General features: G+C 59.8%; 21 protein-coding genes and 1 tRNA gene. 5 read left to right on the forward strand and 17 right to left on the reverse strand.

Features of this window, described 5'->3' with window-relative positions; all coding sequences use genetic code 11:
- Positions 1-17 precede the first annotated feature (17 nt).
- From ACR3FC_RS04505 to ACR3FC_RS04575, 15 genes are all read right to left on the reverse strand, one after another.
- Complete coding sequence (locus ACR3FC_RS04505; RefSeq protein ID WP_480473599.1) at positions 18-200, reverse strand: DNA gyrase inhibitor YacG; 183 nt, start codon at positions 198-200, stop codon at positions 18-20.
- Complete coding sequence (locus ACR3FC_RS04510; protein ID WP_480473600.1) at positions 197-1,219, reverse strand: ribonuclease E/G; 1,023 nt, start codon at positions 1,217-1,219, stop codon at positions 197-199. Before ACR3FC_RS04510 ends, ACR3FC_RS04505 begins: the two co-directional genes overlap by 4 nt.
- A complete protein-coding gene (locus ACR3FC_RS04515) occupies positions 1,216-1,794 on the reverse strand; it encodes a Maf family protein (RefSeq protein ID WP_480473601.1) in 579 nt (192 codons plus the stop codon). Before ACR3FC_RS04515 ends, ACR3FC_RS04510 begins: the two co-directional genes overlap by 4 nt.
- A gap of 11 nt (positions 1,795-1,805) precedes the next feature.
- Positions 1,806-2,024, reverse strand: a complete 219-nt coding sequence (infA, locus tag ACR3FC_RS04520) for a translation initiation factor IF-1 (protein WP_005978431.1) — start codon at positions 2,022-2,024, stop codon at positions 1,806-1,808.
- Positions 2,025-2,115: 91 nt separating this feature from the next.
- Complete coding sequence (locus tag ACR3FC_RS04525) at positions 2,116-2,991, reverse strand: carbon-nitrogen hydrolase family protein (RefSeq protein WP_480473602.1); 876 nt, start codon at positions 2,989-2,991, stop codon at positions 2,116-2,118.
- Positions 2,992-3,145: 154 nt separating this feature from the next.
- Positions 3,146-4,483, reverse strand: a complete 1,338-nt coding sequence (locus tag ACR3FC_RS04530) for a metal-dependent hydrolase family protein (RefSeq protein WP_171127174.1) — start codon at positions 4,481-4,483, stop codon at positions 3,146-3,148.
- 215 nt (positions 4,484-4,698) lie between these two features.
- The gene (locus tag ACR3FC_RS04535; RefSeq protein WP_480473603.1) at positions 4,699-5,292 is read right to left on the reverse strand and encodes a GNAT family N-acetyltransferase; all 594 of its coding nucleotides are present in this window, start codon (positions 5,290-5,292) and stop codon (positions 4,699-4,701) included.
- Positions 5,285-5,683: a ketosteroid isomerase-related protein gene (locus ACR3FC_RS04540; protein WP_480473605.1), complete on the reverse strand. Its 399-nt coding sequence runs from the start codon at positions 5,681-5,683 to the stop codon at positions 5,285-5,287. The genes ACR3FC_RS04535 and ACR3FC_RS04540 overlap by 8 nt, the downstream gene beginning before the upstream one ends.
- Positions 5,680-6,138: an arsenate-mycothiol transferase ArsC gene (locus tag ACR3FC_RS04545; protein WP_209505795.1), complete on the reverse strand. Its 459-nt coding sequence runs from the start codon at positions 6,136-6,138 to the stop codon at positions 5,680-5,682. The genes ACR3FC_RS04540 and ACR3FC_RS04545 overlap by 4 nt, the downstream gene beginning before the upstream one ends.
- Positions 6,139-6,141: 3 nt before the next feature.
- Positions 6,142-6,621, reverse strand: coding sequence for a UPF0262 family protein (locus tag ACR3FC_RS04550; protein WP_171722821.1), 480 nt, complete (start codon positions 6,619-6,621; stop codon positions 6,142-6,144).
- Between the two features lie 98 nt (positions 6,622-6,719).
- Positions 6,720-8,021, reverse strand: a complete 1,302-nt coding sequence (gene hisD / locus ACR3FC_RS04555; protein WP_480473606.1) for a histidinol dehydrogenase — start codon at positions 8,019-8,021, stop codon at positions 6,720-6,722.
- Between the two features lie 61 nt (positions 8,022-8,082).
- A complete protein-coding gene (locus ACR3FC_RS04560) occupies positions 8,083-8,604 on the reverse strand; it encodes a GNAT family N-acetyltransferase (RefSeq protein ID WP_480473607.1) in 522 nt (173 codons plus the stop codon).
- Positions 8,605-9,081 (reverse strand): DUF2948 family protein, encoded by a 477-nt coding sequence (locus ACR3FC_RS04565; RefSeq protein WP_480473608.1) that lies wholly within the window; start codon positions 9,079-9,081, stop codon positions 8,605-8,607.
- Positions 9,078-10,346: a UDP-N-acetylglucosamine 1-carboxyvinyltransferase gene (murA, locus tag ACR3FC_RS04570; protein ID WP_480473609.1), complete on the reverse strand. Its 1,269-nt coding sequence runs from the start codon at positions 10,344-10,346 to the stop codon at positions 9,078-9,080. Before murA ends, ACR3FC_RS04565 begins: the two co-directional genes overlap by 4 nt.
- A 6-nt stretch (positions 10,347-10,352) precedes the next feature.
- Positions 10,353-10,508: a hypothetical protein gene (locus ACR3FC_RS04575; protein WP_209505784.1), complete on the reverse strand. Its 156-nt coding sequence runs from the start codon at positions 10,506-10,508 to the stop codon at positions 10,353-10,355.
- Positions 10,509-10,591: 83 nt separating this feature from the next.
- Here ACR3FC_RS04575 and ACR3FC_RS04580 point away from each other — a divergent pair.
- Positions 10,592-10,666: transfer RNA gene (locus tag ACR3FC_RS04580), tRNA-Thr, on the forward strand.
- Between the two features lie 321 nt (positions 10,667-10,987).
- Here the strand turns inward: ACR3FC_RS04580 and ACR3FC_RS04585 are convergent.
- Positions 10,988-11,251, reverse strand: a complete 264-nt coding sequence (locus tag ACR3FC_RS04585) for a DUF2312 domain-containing protein (protein ID WP_480473610.1) — start codon at positions 11,249-11,251, stop codon at positions 10,988-10,990.
- 246 nt (positions 11,252-11,497) lie between these two features.
- Between ACR3FC_RS04585 and ACR3FC_RS04590 the strand changes: the two genes are divergently transcribed.
- Entirely contained in the window at positions 11,498-11,716 is a 219-nt protein-coding gene (locus tag ACR3FC_RS04590) for a hypothetical protein (protein WP_209505778.1), read from the forward strand.
- Between the two features lie 9 nt (positions 11,717-11,725).
- On the opposite strand, the gene ACR3FC_RS04595 is transcribed toward ACR3FC_RS04590, so the two are convergent.
- Positions 11,726-11,941, reverse strand: coding sequence for a hypothetical protein (locus ACR3FC_RS04595; protein WP_480473611.1), 216 nt, complete (start codon positions 11,939-11,941; stop codon positions 11,726-11,728).
- Between the two features lie 244 nt (positions 11,942-12,185).
- Between ACR3FC_RS04595 and ACR3FC_RS04600 the strand changes: the two genes are divergently transcribed.
- The 3 genes from ACR3FC_RS04600 to ACR3FC_RS04610 are packed head-to-tail and all read left to right on the forward strand — an operon-like array spanning position 12,186 to position 13,946.
- Entirely contained in the window at positions 12,186-13,049 is an 864-nt protein-coding gene (locus ACR3FC_RS04600) for an MBL fold metallo-hydrolase (protein ID WP_480473612.1), read from the forward strand.
- Between the two features lie 34 nt (positions 13,050-13,083).
- Complete coding sequence (locus ACR3FC_RS04605; RefSeq protein WP_267366620.1) at positions 13,084-13,512, forward strand: YeeE/YedE family protein; 429 nt, start codon at positions 13,084-13,086, stop codon at positions 13,510-13,512.
- Positions 13,512-13,946 (forward strand): DUF6691 family protein, encoded by a 435-nt coding sequence (locus tag ACR3FC_RS04610; protein WP_267366618.1) that lies wholly within the window; start codon positions 13,512-13,514, stop codon positions 13,944-13,946. Before ACR3FC_RS04605 ends, ACR3FC_RS04610 begins: the two co-directional genes overlap by 1 nt.
- The last annotated feature ends 8 nt before the right edge of the window (positions 13,947-13,954 follow it).

Consider the following 13,954-nt stretch of genomic DNA (forward strand, 5'->3'; position numbering starts at 1 on the left):
GGCTTTTTTACATTTTTTCAGTGCGGTCGCATTGTATTGCGTTCGTCCGCATCGGCCTCGGTCTCAGGGTCGTCTTCGCGCTGAGACGGGACCGCGTAAGAGCCGTTCAGCCACTTGGCCAGATCAATGTCTGCGCAGCGTTTCGAACAGAACGGGCGGAACTTCTTTTGCGTTTCTTCTCCGCAGATCGGACAGCTCATTTCAGGATCTCTGCGACAGGTAACCGGCTGCGTTTGCGCTGCAACTCGAAATGCCCCAGAGGTGTCCATCCCGCCAGTATCGTCTCGTCCGGGTCCGACTTAAAGGCCGCACGCAGGGCGGATTCGAACCCTCGGCGGTCTTTCTTGGGCATCGGAGCCAGATCCAGTGTGATCTGCCCCGCCAGCCCGCGCACACGCAATGCACGTGGCAAGGCTTTGGCACAAGCGAAGTTGGCTTTTGTTCCTGCCGCCAGCGACGTATCCGCGCCTGTGTTCACGTCTACGGCCACCAATGCGCGGGTCGGTTCGATAAAAAGATATCCGCCTCCGGGGAGAGGTTCGGAAATGCCACGGGCGACATCCAGCGCGTCCAGCACACCATGGGTTTCAAAACTGCCGGTTTTCGTCACAACCTCGGCAGGATCGGTCCAGTCGCGCCATGCCAGGATATGCGGGCTGTCACCTTCGCTCAGCAGTTCGACGTCGAACCCTTCGTCCGTCATCACTTGTTCAGCTTGCGCAAGCATGGCCGAAATGTCGTCGGCAATATCACCGGCATCCGCATCCATGCAGCAGGAGCGGAGGATCAACCCGTAGGGGCTGTCGCCCATTTGTTCATGAGCGATTTCAAGCAGTTGATCCCGCTTGTCTTCATCCTTGATGCTGCGCGAGATGTTCAGGCCCGGTGCGTCGGGTGTGACAATGGCAAAGCGGCTCTTGAACAGGATGCGGTTGGTTACAGGGATGGCCTTGCCGGGCTCGGCATATCCGCCCACCTGCACCAAAAGCGTGGCACCCGGCGCCAACCCTTTGACCTGTCGAAGAAAAGCCGGGCCGTCGGGTGTGGTCAGGAACATACCACCCTGCCCCTTGACCGGTCGATCGGCACGGGCGCGATAAATGGTGCCGGGTGCCGGCGCGTCGGCGGCGATCAGGAGATCATCAAGCTTTCCGTCGACCATCAATGCCGCGGCCTCGCGGTCTTGGATATGGTCTAGAACGATGGTTCGACCCTTCATGATGCCTCGCTATATAGTGGGTAGCCGATCCCTTGCAGCAAGGCGGCGGTCTCGGACAGGGGCAGCCCCACGATGCCAGTGAACGAGCCCGAAATCCATGGGATGAATGCGCCAGCAGGGCCCTGGATCGCATAGGCCCCGGCTTTGCCCTGCCAATCACCGGTCGCCAGATAAGCGTTGATTTCAACGTCAGACAGGCGTTTGACCTTGACCTGCGAGACGACATCACGTTGCAGGATGCGATCCCCGCGCCGAACGGCGACCGAAGTGATCACCCGGTGACGGCGACCGGACAGAGCGTACAGGAACTCTGCGGCTTGCCCCTCATCCTGGGGCTTGCCCAGAATACGCCGCCCCAGTGCAACTGTCGTGTCCGCGCAAAGCGTGATGTCACCGCTATCCGATTGAACAGCCTTTACTTTTTCACGCGTAATGCGACTGCAATACGGAACAGGAAGCTCACCCTTCAGCGGTGTTTCGTCGATGTCAGGGGGGCGGATGGCGTCGGGCTGCACGCCAAGCTGCGCCAGCAGGTCCAGCCGCCTTGGGCTGCCCGATCCCAGGATAAACGCCATCTCGGCAGGCGTTATTTGAAGCGGTAGTTGATCCGACCCTTGGTCAGATCATAGGGGGTCATCTCGACCTGAACCTTGTCGCCGGCCAGAACACGGATGCGGTTCTTGCGCATCTTTCCTGCCGTATGTGCGATGATTTCATGGCCGTTTTCCAGCTCGACCCGAAACGTCGCATTAGGCAGGAGTTCCTTCACGACACCGGGAAATTCGAGCGTATCTTCCTTGGCCATGTTGTCTCCATCATTAGGTTGCGCCCGCAGAATCTGCGGGGATGTGCGCTTAAATGAGCCTATTTTTCCCTTATTTCAAGGGCGGATTCATCTAAAGGGTGGATAATGTGACCGTTTCGACTCGGGCGTCCTGCTCTGGCCAATGGGTCCGGTTCAGCACGTGCCCATCGGCGCGAACCTCTGCGATGGCAGACAGGTCGACATCCGCATAGGTCCAGCCGGGCTGATTCAGAGTGCCCTCGGCCAGCACTCCGGTGGCTGGGAACCCCTTGTCCGGCGGGCCGAAAACGCCGCCCATGCCGGTGTTCATGTCCACAGCTACGGACCAGCCGTTGGCTCCGACCAGGGATGACATGACTGTAACACATTGATTTTCCAATGCTCTTGACATTGCCCCGATGCGAACACGCCAATACCCTGACAGCGCTTCGGTGCAGGACGGTACAAGGATCATATCCGCGTGGCTAAGTGCGCGGCCCAGCAGGGGAAACTCGCTGTCATAGCAGATCAGAACACCGATTTTACCCAGTGCGGTGTCGAACAGCTTGAGTGGACCACCCGGCGCAATGTCCCAGTCCTCGCGTTCAAAGCGGGTCATGATCTGCTTGTCCTGATGGTCGCGGCCACCGTCCGGGGCGTAGAACGCGGCGCGGTTCACCGGGCGGCCGGACCCATCCACAATCGGGGCCGATGCGCCCAGAATGTACGTTTTGTACGCACTTGCGAGGCGCGAGTGCAAATTTTGTACATCCTCGAACCGGTCCGAAACCGCGCGGATCGAGCGTTCGAGATCACCCGCCACGTCGGCACCATCGAGCGTCGACACCTCCATCGCGCCGTATTCGGGGAACACCAGCAGCCCGGCCCCCTGCCCGGCAGCTTCGGCAACCCAACGGTCCAGCTTGTCCTCGTACTGCGCCCAGCTGTCGAGCCAGTAGAGATTATACGCTGCGGTTGCGACTTTCATTGATGGGATCCCCTGAGCCGATGCGTCGAGGCACTAAACCGTGAGAGCCGCCGCGTGTACAGATCAATCTGATTCTGGGGATGGGTGAAGGGGGGGGAAGAGCCCAAAGCAGTTGTTACAAAGTTGGCTTTGAGCAAAGGACTTCATCTGGAACTCAGTCCAGCGTGTTCTTGTAGACTTTGCCGTCTTTCATGATCAAATCGAAATTCTCATGCGGGTCTGCGATCAGGTCGATATCTTGCAGCGGATTGCCGTCCACAAGGATTAAGTCGGCATAAGCGCCCTTTGCGATTACACCCAAATCGCCTTGTTGATAGGGGTGGCGCGGGCCTGAGAGTTTGAGCAGTTCAGCATTGGTTGAAGTCGCCATTTTCAGCACCTCGTATGGCGTGTACCAGCGCTGCAACTTGGCAAGGAACGCGCCTTGACGTTCGGCCAGTTTGGGATCGAACAGGATGTCGGTGCCGAAAGCGACTTTCACGCCAACTTCTTTCGCCGTTTTGTAGGTGAAATCTGTACCGTTGGTGACGTCGATCCATTTCTGCTGGCTAACAGGGTCGTCGAAAGAAAAGCCATCCTCGTCATCCAGAAGAGGCTGCACTGACAACCACACGTCGTTGTCGCGCATCAGTTCCATCGTTTCGCGGCTCATCAAGAAGCCATGCTCGATGGACTTAACGCCAGCGGCAACGGCTATCTCCACTGCCTCGTCCGTGAAGACATGAGATGCAACATAGGTGTTGTAGGTGTCAGCCACCTCTACGAATGCCTCGATTTCGGCCTTGGTGTATTGGCGTACATCCAGAGGGTCATAGGTAGATGACACCCCGCCGCCGGTGGAAATTTTAAGCTGGGTCGCGCCCATGCGCATGATCTCACGCGCGCGTTTGACCACTTCCGGAACACCATCAGCCTGCGCCATCAAACCAACGCTGTACCAGTACCATTGCGAATCCGCGCCGTTCGTCGGAACCGCTTGGTAGGGGCGATAGTCAAAGTGGCCGCCGGTTTGTGTCACGGGCGGGCCGGACGGCAGGATACGAGGGCCTTCGATCTCGCCTGCGTCAATCATCCGTTTTATGGCAAATGAATTGCCGCCAACGTCGCGCACCGTAGTGAAGCCGCGCATTAATGTGCCTTCGGACCCGATGGCACCCCGCACCGCGACCTCAAGAATATCGCCGGTCACAACCACGCTCTGCGGATTGCAGCAGTAAAGCGTGTGCCAGTGTACGTCGATCAGGCCAGGCATCAACGTGCGTCCACCGCCGTCGATGACGATACCATTAGCGACTGAAAGGGGTTCTAAGGAAACTTCTGTAATCAGATTGTCGGTTACAACGACATTGGCATTTTCAATCAATTCCTCATTTACACCGTCAAACACGTTGACGTTTGTGAACAGTATCGGTCCCCGGTCCTGAGCGATCGCTTGCGAACTGGTTATTGCAAGAGCAATCGACGAAACCGCGGCAAGTTTGGGAAAATGCATTCGAAATTCCTCAGGAAATTCTGTCGGATAAACCATCCCAGCGGAAGCGAGTTTTTTCAAGCATTATCTCGCTTTTCTCCAAGGTCGGCTTTGTCCGCACTGCTGCCATTTAAAATGATCAACACTGCACCTGCAGCGAATGGCAGCTTTGCTGGCCTCCATTCACTTCCGGCAACACACAGAAAAACCCTGCTGCGCCGCCCCCAACCCGAACCCTACAAATCCCTGATCCAGAACTGCAACGGCTTCGGCGTTTCTCCCTCCTCCCCTATATCCTTCCACGAGAATTGGGCGATTGCGCCGGGTAAGGGCTTGTATCCGCGGGCGCGCCAGAAGGTGTCCAGCGGGCGGTAGTGGTCGGGGCGCAGCGGGTGGTCAGTGGGGCGCTGCACGCTGCAAAAGGCGCATTTGGCAAAGCCCAGTTCGCGGGCGTGCCCCTCGCGCGTGTCGAAGAATGTGTGGCCGACACCCTGCCCGCGATAGTCCGGCAGCAGGATGGATTCAGCGCAATAGAAGATCTGCGAAAGATCGAGCCCGGTGTCTGCGAAGGCCGCGGCGAAATCGTCGGCGTGATCGGTCAGCGGCGCGCCGGTCGAGGCGCCGATCAGGCGGTCGCCGTCGAAAGCGCCGACCACGATGGCCTTGTCGCTGTCGCGGTAGGATTGCAAGTATTTGCGTTCGTATTCCAGATCGCCGTCATAGAGGTAGGGCCAGGCGTGAAACACCCTGATCCGCAGGCGGGCGACATCGTCCAGAGCGGCCCCGAGTGCCGCTCCGGTCAGGGGGCGGACGTCACTGACGTCAGCCATTCGAGACCTGTTTGGTCCAGTCTGCAAGGTTGTAGAAGGTGGTGACGCGGGTGATCTTGCCGTCCCTGAGATCAAAGAACGACCCGGCAGGCAGGCGATAGGTCTGGCCGTGCGCGTCGGGCAGGCCCTCGTCGGTTTCCAGATAGGTGCCGTTGACGATGAACTCGGCCGCGGCGCGGGTACCGCCTTGGGCATCGAACACGACGATGTCGGTCAGGTTTTCGCGGTAGCAGCGGTTCATATGGGCGCAAAAGGCCGCGAACTTGTCCTTGCCGACGCGAATCTGACCTTCGTTCACGTGATGGGCCACGTCATCGGACAGGCAGGCCAGCATGCCATCGACGTCACCGGCGTTGAAGGCATCGAAATAGGTTTTGACGGTCTGGTTCATGTCCCCTCCGTAGGTTCGCCCCAGCGGTCTTTCAGATGCTGAATGATCTGGTCGCGGGTCTGTCGGTAGTGGTGTAGCTTTTGTTCGCGGGTCTCGCCCATCCCGGTAGGGTCCATTATTGGCCAATAATCGACATCGAGGTGGAAAACACGGGTCAGTTCCAGCGCCTGACGCTGGCTGGCGGGTGAAAGCGCCACGACCAGATCGAACGAGCTGAGGTCATCGCCCCATTCCTGCATCTCGTCAAAGGAGCGCGACCGGTGGCGGGACAGTTCCACGCCCACCTCGTGGCAGACCGCGATGCTGAAGCCGTCAATTTCCAGATCGTTATGCACACCGGCGGACTGAACATAGGTGCCGGTGCCATAGAATTTCTTCATCAGCCCCTCAGCCATCGGGGACCGAACCGCGTTGTGGTCGCAACAGAACAAGACCGACTGCGGCAGAGGCTTCACGCGTCAGCCCCCAAAATGCAGAACGCAGATCAGCGTGAACAGGCGACGGGCGGTGTCGGTGTCGACATCTGCCTTGCCTTCCAGTCGTTCCTGCAACACGCGGCTGCCTTCGTTGTGGATACCCCGGCGGGCCATGTCGATGGTTTCGATCTGGCTGGGCGGCAGCGATTTCACCGCGTCAAAATAGCTTTCGCAGATCTGGAAGTAATCCTTGACCACCTGCCTGAAGGGGCCGAGCGACAGATGAAACTCGGCCGCTTTTTCGTTGGCCTCGGTTTCAATGTCGAAGACAAGCCGTTTGTCGCGGATCGAAAGCTGAAGGCGATAGGGGCCTTCGGGCACAACGCGGTCGTCGCGTTTGGGCAGCGAGAAGCTGTTTTCTTCAAGCAGATCATAGATGGCGACCTTGCGCTCCTGCTCGATCTCGGGCGTTGGCGGCGGCAGATTTCTATCATCCAGTTCGATATGCGAGATGCGGGTCATCTTTACAGTCACATTCCTTGCGTCAGCACAGACCTATAACAATGATATTCGGCGAGCAACGCACAGAAACGCCATATGCGCCCGGTCTTTGCGTCATTTCAGCCATTCAGGCGGTTCAGGCGCGCGGTGACCGAGAGGCCATGCGCCTCGAGGCTTTCCGATTGCGCCAGCTGTTCGGCAGCAGGGCCGATGGCACGCAGGGCTTCGGGGGTCATCTGGCTAAGCGTGGTGCGTTTGAGGAAATCCATCACGCTGAGGCCAGACGAAAACCGTGCCGAGCGGGCGGTGGGCAACACGTGGTTGGGACCGCCGACGTAGTCGCCGATGGCTTCGGGTGTGTACTGACCCAGAAAGATGGCTCCGGCGTGGATGGTTTTTTCGCTCAGCGCGCGCGGGTCGGCCACGCAAAGTTCCAGATGTTCCGGGGCAATGCGGTTGGACAGGGCGGCGGCCTCGTCCAGGTTGCGCACGGTGATCACCGCGCCGTAGTCACGCCAACTGGCCCCAGCGATGGCGCGGCGTTGCAGGGTTTCCAGCCGTTTTTCGACCGCCTGCGCGACGGATTGGCCGAATGCGGCGTCATCGGTGATCAGGATCGACTGCGCGCTTTCGTCATGCTCGGCCTGGCTGAGCAGGTCCAGCGCGATCCAGTCAGGGTCGTTGTTCTTGTCGGCGATGACCAGAATTTCCGAGGGGCCGGCAATCATGTCGATGCCGACCTTGCCAAAGACGCGCCGCTTGGCGGCGGCGACAAAGGCGTTGCCTGGCCCGGTGATCTTGTCGACCGGCGCGATGGTGTCGGTACCATAGGCCAGCGCCGCCACGGCCTGCGCGCCACCGATGCGATAAACCTCATCCACACCAGACAGTTTTGCTGCCAGCAGCACCAGCGGGTTCACCTGTCCGTCCGGGGTGGGCACCACGATGGCCAGCCGTTCCACACCGGCCACCTTGGCTGGGATCGCGTTCATCAGCACCGATGACGGGTACGAGGCCAGCCCACCCGGCACGTAAAGCCCTGCGGCCGAAACAGCAGACCAGCGCCAGCCGAGTGTTGCGCCCGTCGCATCCGTCCATTCCTGATCCTCGGGCATCTGCCTTTCGTGATAGGCCCGGATGCGGGAAGCCGCCAGTTCCAGCGCCGTGCGATCTTCGGCCCCGACCAGCGCCACCGCTTCTGCGATCTCCTGCGCGCTGAAGGCCAGCGTTTCGGGCGTCAGCGTCAGCCGGTCGAATTTGGCCGTCAGTTCGATCACCGCCGCGTCACCCCGGTTGCGTACGTCGTCGATGATCTGCGCCACAACCGCATCCACATCCGGGCTGTCCTCGCGCTTGGCCGAGAGCAGGGTCCGGAAGGCGGGTTCGAAATCGGGCGATGTGGTATCAAGGAAAACGGGCATGATCTGGCACTCCGGGCGTTGCGCATTGGGACATATCGCCCGGAGCGCGCGGCCTCAACCCTCAGCCCACGGGGTGCAGCGATTTGTGCATGGCAAAGCAGGACAGATCCCCGTGGCCGCAGCACCGGCCGGTAGCCTGCCAGCCGTGGCGCAGATAGAAATCCTGCGCGGTTTTTGTTGCCTCAAGCGAGGCTGAGGAACATCCCGCCGCGAGCAGTTCCCGTTCCAGCCGATTCAAAACCGCCGCCCCCAGACCACAGCCCTTATGATCCGGGTCGATGTAAAGCAGAGTGATCTCTCCGGTTTCCAACAAACCGCCTACGGCGGCCACCTGCCCGGCCCGTTCAGCCAGCCAGATCTGCGATCCAGGTTTGATCCAGCCCCGGATCGAGGCCGGGTCCTTGTTATCGGCCCATTGCGCGATGGCCTGCGGGTCACCCTGATGATCGGCCCCGCAGAGCTGCGTGATCGAACGGATCAGAACCCGACTGATGTCGAAAACGTCGAAAACGGTGGCGCGACGCAGAGTGACACCTTCGGGCACCTTCGAAAACGCCTGAGATATGCCGCGCTTGTTCTGCATCTATTCGGGATGATACGGGGCCTGACCGGAGGGGGCCTGATAAGGGCGCGTGACGTCCTTGAGGGTGGCATCCAGCGCCTCGACCGTCAGGCGGATCGCGCCGTCACCGGCCAGCGTCAGCAGGACATGGCCCGCGCCATCCTCGCCGGGTTCGAAAACGACCGACAGCAGTGACATGATCATGTCGGTGTCACCGCGATCAATGCCCTGACTGGACACCGAGAGAACCGAACCGAAGACCAGCACCGACTGCACCCGTTCAAACGGGCGGTCGCGGCGGGCGGCGGCATCCTTGTCTTCCCAGCGAAAGCGGTTCAGCAGCAAGCCAAAGCGGCGCTGCGCCGGTTGCCACTTCATCTCGGTCACCGGAAACACGGCATCTTGCGCGAGGGTCGAGATCACCTGAAGGTCATCTGCATCCTCGGCCCCAAGATTTAGCGGCGCCTCGCGCCCGTCTTCAAAACTTGCGTCTGTCATTGGCCCTTGATCCGTTCAATCTTTGCGCCCACACCTTCCAGCTTGCGCACCACATGTTCATATCCGCGGTCCAGATGATAGACCCGGCTGACCGTTGTTTCCCCTTCTGCCGCCAATCCGGCAAGGATCAGCGAGACCGAAGCCCGCAGGTCGGTCGCCATCACCGGCGCGCCTTTCAGACGCTCGACCCCGGTCACCGTGGCGGTGCCGCCATGCACCTCGATCTGCGCGCCCATGCGCACCAGTTCGGGGGCGTGCATGAAGCGGTTTTCGAAAATGCGTTCTTCGAGAACCGAGGTGCCCTCGGCCGTACACATCAGCGCCATCATCTGCGCCTGCAGGTCGGTCGGGAAGCCGGGGAAAGGTTCGGTCACCACATCCACCGCGCGCACACGCCCGTTTTTGCGCGCCACTTTCAGACCGCCTGCGGTTTCCGAAACGCTGACGCCTGCCGCATCCAGTTTGGCCGCAAAGGATTCGACCAGTGACATGCGACCGCCCAGCAGTTCGACCTCGCCACCGCAAATCGCCGGGGCCAGCATATAGGTGCCCAGCTCGATCCGGTCGGTGACAACCTGATGGGTGGCCCCGTGCAGCCGGTCGACGCCCTGAATTTCGATGGTCGAGCTGCCTTCACCAGAGATCTGGGCACCCATCTTGCGCAGGCATTCAACCAGATCGACGATCTCGGGTTCGCGCGCGGCGTTCTTGAGCACCGTGGTGCCCTTGGCCAGCGTGGCGGCCATGACGATGTTTTCTGTTGCTCCGACAGAGGCAAAGCGCATCTGATGCACGGCCCCTTTCAGACCACCCGGAGCCTTGGCGTGCAGATAGCCGTCCTTCAGCTCAATCTCGGCGCCCAGCGCCTCGAGCCCTTCGACATGCAGGTCCATCGGACGGGCACCGATCGCACAACCGCCCGGCAGTGACACGACCGCCTGCCCGAACCGCGCCAGCAAGGGGCCCAGCACAAGATTAGACGCACGCATCTTGCGCACGATGTCATAATCGGCGGTCTGGCTGGTCAGGCTGTGGCTGGACATTGCAATCACCTGACCGTCTTGCAGCGACGACACCTCGGCCCCCAGCGATTGCAGCAGCGCGGTCATGGTCTTGATATCGCTCAGCCGCGGCGCATTGGTCAGCGTCAGCGGTTCTTCGCTTAACAATGTTGCGGGCATCAGCGTCAGGCACGCATTCTTGGCCCCCGCAATCGGTATCTGACCGTTCAGCGGGCCGTTGCCCGTTACCAGAATCGAATCCATCTGCTCTTATCCCTCGTCCTTGTCAGGCTTGTCCCCCGCGGCCGCGCGCGCCTTGGCCTGCGCCTTGCGACGCGCCATGTTGGCCTTGAGCGCCGCCTTCAGCCGCGCCTCGCGCGCATCGCCGGGTTTACCTTGTTTTTTGGGTGAATTTTTATCCGTCATGATCTTTCTCTACAGGAGGCGAAAAAAACCGTCCAGACACCCTTGCGCCGCGTTTCGTTTGAGTCTAATCACCCGCCCACAGCGCTGCTGTAGCTCAGAGGTAGAGCACTCCCTTGGTAAGGGAGAGGTCGAGAGTTCAATTCTCTCCAGCAGCACCATCCTTCATTTTCCTGTGAAAAAGCACGCTTTCATCCGGAAGGGTTTGGGCGTTCCGGCGTCTTTGGCCATTGGCGCGTCAGAGACTTTAGTGGTTCGAGTTTGGCTTATGGGCGGTTCGATACAGCCCGGAGGCGTCAAGTGCAGTGCCTGCGGGATCGCGCGACGGCTCTGATCACTTGGCGTCGGACGAAACCGACCACGCAAAATGAAATGATAGCTGCGGTTGAAGGCCCCGGAACAGGGGAGTCTGACCCTGATATTTCTCCGCTACGCAGACCAGGGGATGGACTGCGGCGGAGCGTGTTTCGTGGCGGTCGGGCTTAGGTCATGCCCAGCGCTTCTTTGTACATTTCGATAACGGCCTCTTGCTCGGCGATGTCATCCTTGTCCCTTTTTCTGAGGGAAATGATGCTGCGCAGGGCCTTTACGTCATAACCGCGCGACTTGCTTTCGGCGTAGACCTCTTTGATCTGGTCGGCGATGTCTTTCTTTTCCATCTCAAGGCGCTCGATACGATCCACAAACTGGCGCAGCTCGCCCGCGGTGACCTTGTAATTTGCTTCTGCTTCTTCAGACATGCTCATCTTTTTTGTTCCCGGTTATGGACCTGCAACCAGAAGTGGACAGCCTGTTGTTGGCAGTGAACGGCGGTGGCCCGATCATCGGGGGCACCTGCCTGACGCGCCTGTTCCAGAGGCTGAAACCCTGGTGTGGAATGCCGGATACAGTGCTGCCGCCCGGGTCGCAAGCACCCATTGGGCCGGCGCACTTGTATGACCCCAACCGATCCGTTAAGCGCGTGATCAGTTCACGAGGATATGCGGGGAACCATGTTTGAATTCATCACCTGGGGCGGTGCGGCCCTGTCTGTGGCCGGGCTTGCCGGTCTGGTCTGGTGCATTCTTCGCGTGATGCGGGCACGCAAGGCCGGTCTGTCGGATGACGAGCTGCGCGCGGTGGTTCAGGGGGTCCTGCCCTGGAACCTGGCCTCGCTGTTTCTGTCCGTGCTTGGATTGATGCTGGTCATCCTCGGGATATCCCTTGGATGACCACCCGGTTCACACCGGCAAGTTATCAAACTGCGCTTCAATCGCGTCTTCGCACAAGGCCGCATCCAGACGACGCAAGCGCGAAGGCACCTCCATCCCCTGCTGCCGCATTCGGTCAACAACCTTACTTACACTCGGCTGAAGCGCCAAACGCGTTTCCAGACCCGCGTTTACAAGCTTACGTTCAAGCTGCTCGGCTTCGGAATAAAGACCAGTCGGTGTCATAACCATCCTCCCAAGTGGCGCCAGTATCCCCAATATACGTAACGGGATTGCGACCCGCAGATAATATCGTAACCTTGTGCGGGAAATTGCCTGCCATGGTCGAAGTTTCGGCAATCTGACGCGGATAGGCTAAAGATTAAGCCAGGATTTCAGCGGTTGCTTTGACCGGCATCAAATGCAGGTTCGATATTGCATCACATTCCAATTCACATATATGATATGCGTGACCGAAACGGAGAAGATCATGACACCGAAAGTGAAAGCGTTTTTTGACGAGCAGACCTTCACGGTTTCCTATGTGGTTCATGAACCTCAGGGGCGGGCCTGCGCCATCATCGACAGCGTGCTGGATTTCGACCATGCCTCGGGGCGGACGTCGACAACCTCGGCGGACAAGATCATCGATTTTGTGCGCGCGCAGGACCTTAAGGTCGAGTGGATTCTGGAAAGCCATGTCCATGCCGATCACCTGTCGGCGGCCCCCTATCTGCAACAGGAGCTGGGCGGCAAGATCGGGATTGGCGATCAGATCGTCACCGTGCAGGACACGTTCGGCAAGGTTTTCAACGAAGGAACCGAGTTTCAGCGCGATGGCAGCCAGTTTGATGCGCTGTTCAAGGAAGGCGACAGTTTTCACATCGGCCAGATGCGGGGCGACGTGCTGCATACGCCGGGTCACACACCGGCTTGCATGACCTATGTGATTGGCGACGCCGCATTTGTCGGTGACACACTGTTCATGCCCGATTTTGGTACCGCACGTTGTGATTTCCCCGGAGGATCGTCGGCTACGCTGTTCCAGTCGATCCAGAAGATACTGTCGCTGCCGGACAACACCCGCATCTATGTCGGGCATGATTACAAGGCTCCGGGCCGCGACGAATACGCGTGGGAGACAACGGTAGGTGAACAAAAGGCGCTGAACGTCCATATCGGACAGGGGCGCAGCATCGAAGAATTCGTGGAGATGCGCGACGCGCGGGACGCCACGCTGGCCATGCCGCGGCTGATCCTGCCGTCTTTGCAGGTCAACATGCGGGCCGGTCAGATGCCTCCGGCGGATGAACAGGGCGATGTTTTCCTGAAACTGCCGGTCAACAAGCTGTGACGCGGGAACAACAAATCACAAAGGGAATTCCCACATGAATATAGAGTGGATCTGGGGGCTGTGCGGCGGTCTGGTGATCGGTCTGGCCGGGGCGGTTTACCTGCTGGGCAATGGCAGGATCATGGGCGCAAGCGGCATTCTGGGCGGCCTTGTCGATGGCAGCGCCAAGGGGAGCATGGCCGAAAAGCTGGCCTTTATTGCGGGGCTTGTCGGAATGCCCCTTCTTCTGCGCCCGTTGATCCTGCCCGAGGCTCAGACGCATCTTACCAGCAATCTGGGTGTTGTCATTCTGGCCGGGCTGCTGGTCGGTATCGGTACACGGATCGCCAATGGCTGTACCTCGGGGCACGGGGTGTGCGGGATCTCTCGGTTCTCGCTGCGCGGCATCGTGGCCACCGTTTTCTATATCCTTGCCGGGGGCGTCACCCTTGTGCTGCTGCGTCATGTGTTGGGAGTGATCTGATGCGCCTTTTCATTTCATTGATCGCCGGATCGCTGTTCGGCGCCGGGTTGCTGATTTCAGGCATGACAGACACCACAAAAGTTCAGGGCTGGCTGGATGTGTTTGGCAACTGGGATCCGACGTTGGCCTTTGTGATGGCCGGTGCCATCCTGCCGATGCTTGTGGCGTGGCGGATGACAACCGGACGGCAAAACGCCCTGACCGGCGGAGCCTTTCCACCCCCTGCAAAGCCCGAGGTTGATCGCAGGCTGATCGTGGGTTCGGTTCTGTTCGGGATGGGCTGGGGACTGGCCGGGCTGTGCCCCGGACCGGCAATGGCCTCGCTGAGCTATGGCGGGCTGGGCGGGCTGGTCTTTCTGGTTGCAATGGCGGCCGGGATGTTCGTGGCACCACCCCTGGGCGCGCAACTGGACAGGGCGGCAAACGCGGCCTAAGGAATTGG

The organism is Ruegeria sp. AF3 (assembly GCF_056536285.1).

What these genes read in the sequence shown, in the direction of transcription:
- murA (WP_480473609.1), bottom strand. Translation starts at nt 10,346, where the DNA reads ATGGATTCGATTCTGGTAACGGGCAACGGCCCGCTGAACGGTCAGATA.
- ACR3FC_RS04550 (WP_171722821.1), bottom strand. Translation starts at nt 6,621, where the DNA reads ATGACCCGCATCTCGCATATCGAACTGGATGATAGAAATCTGCCGCCG.
- ACR3FC_RS04510 (WP_480473600.1), bottom strand. Translation starts at nt 1,219, where the DNA reads ATGAAGGGTCGAACCATCGTTCTAGACCATATCCAAGACCGCGAGGCC.
- ACR3FC_RS04535 (WP_480473603.1), bottom strand. Translation starts at nt 5,292, where the DNA reads ATGGCTGACGTCAGTGACGTCCGCCCCCTGACCGGAGCGGCACTCGGG.
- ACR3FC_RS04595 (WP_480473611.1), bottom strand. Translation starts at nt 11,941, where the DNA reads ATGACACCGACTGGTCTTTATTCCGAAGCCGAGCAGCTTGAACGTAAG.
- ACR3FC_RS04575 (WP_209505784.1), bottom strand. Translation starts at nt 10,508, where the DNA reads ATGACGGATAAAAATTCACCCAAAAAACAAGGTAAACCCGGCGATGCG.
- ACR3FC_RS04610 (WP_267366618.1), top strand. Translation starts at nt 13,512, where the DNA reads ATGCGCCTTTTCATTTCATTGATCGCCGGATCGCTGTTCGGCGCCGGG.
- ACR3FC_RS04515 (WP_480473601.1), bottom strand. Translation starts at nt 1,794, where the DNA reads ATGGCGTTTATCCTGGGATCGGGCAGCCCAAGGCGGCTGGACCTGCTG.
- infA (WP_005978431.1), bottom strand. Translation starts at nt 2,024, where the DNA reads ATGGCCAAGGAAGATACGCTCGAATTTCCCGGTGTCGTGAAGGAACTC.
- ACR3FC_RS04590 (WP_209505778.1), top strand. Translation starts at nt 11,498, where the DNA reads ATGTTTGAATTCATCACCTGGGGCGGTGCGGCCCTGTCTGTGGCCGGG.
- ACR3FC_RS04560 (WP_480473607.1), bottom strand. Translation starts at nt 8,604, where the DNA reads ATGCAGAACAAGCGCGGCATATCTCAGGCGTTTTCGAAGGTGCCCGAA.
- ACR3FC_RS04565 (WP_480473608.1), bottom strand. Translation starts at nt 9,081, where the DNA reads ATGACAGACGCAAGTTTTGAAGACGGGCGCGAGGCGCCGCTAAATCTT.
- ACR3FC_RS04585 (WP_480473610.1), bottom strand. Translation starts at nt 11,251, where the DNA reads ATGAGCATGTCTGAAGAAGCAGAAGCAAATTACAAGGTCACCGCGGGC.
- hisD (WP_480473606.1), bottom strand. Translation starts at nt 8,021, where the DNA reads ATGCCCGTTTTCCTTGATACCACATCGCCCGATTTCGAACCCGCCTTC.
- ACR3FC_RS04525 (WP_480473602.1), bottom strand. Translation starts at nt 2,991, where the DNA reads ATGAAAGTCGCAACCGCAGCGTATAATCTCTACTGGCTCGACAGCTGG.
- ACR3FC_RS04530 (WP_171127174.1), bottom strand. Translation starts at nt 4,483, where the DNA reads ATGCATTTTCCCAAACTTGCCGCGGTTTCGTCGATTGCTCTTGCAATA.
- ACR3FC_RS04540 (WP_480473605.1), bottom strand. Translation starts at nt 5,683, where the DNA reads ATGAACCAGACCGTCAAAACCTATTTCGATGCCTTCAACGCCGGTGAC.
- ACR3FC_RS04600 (WP_480473612.1), top strand. Translation starts at nt 12,186, where the DNA reads ATGACACCGAAAGTGAAAGCGTTTTTTGACGAGCAGACCTTCACGGTT.
- ACR3FC_RS04505 (WP_480473599.1), bottom strand. Translation starts at nt 200, where the DNA reads ATGAGCTGTCCGATCTGCGGAGAAGAAACGCAAAAGAAGTTCCGCCCG.
- ACR3FC_RS04605 (WP_267366620.1), top strand. Translation starts at nt 13,084, where the DNA reads ATGAATATAGAGTGGATCTGGGGGCTGTGCGGCGGTCTGGTGATCGGT.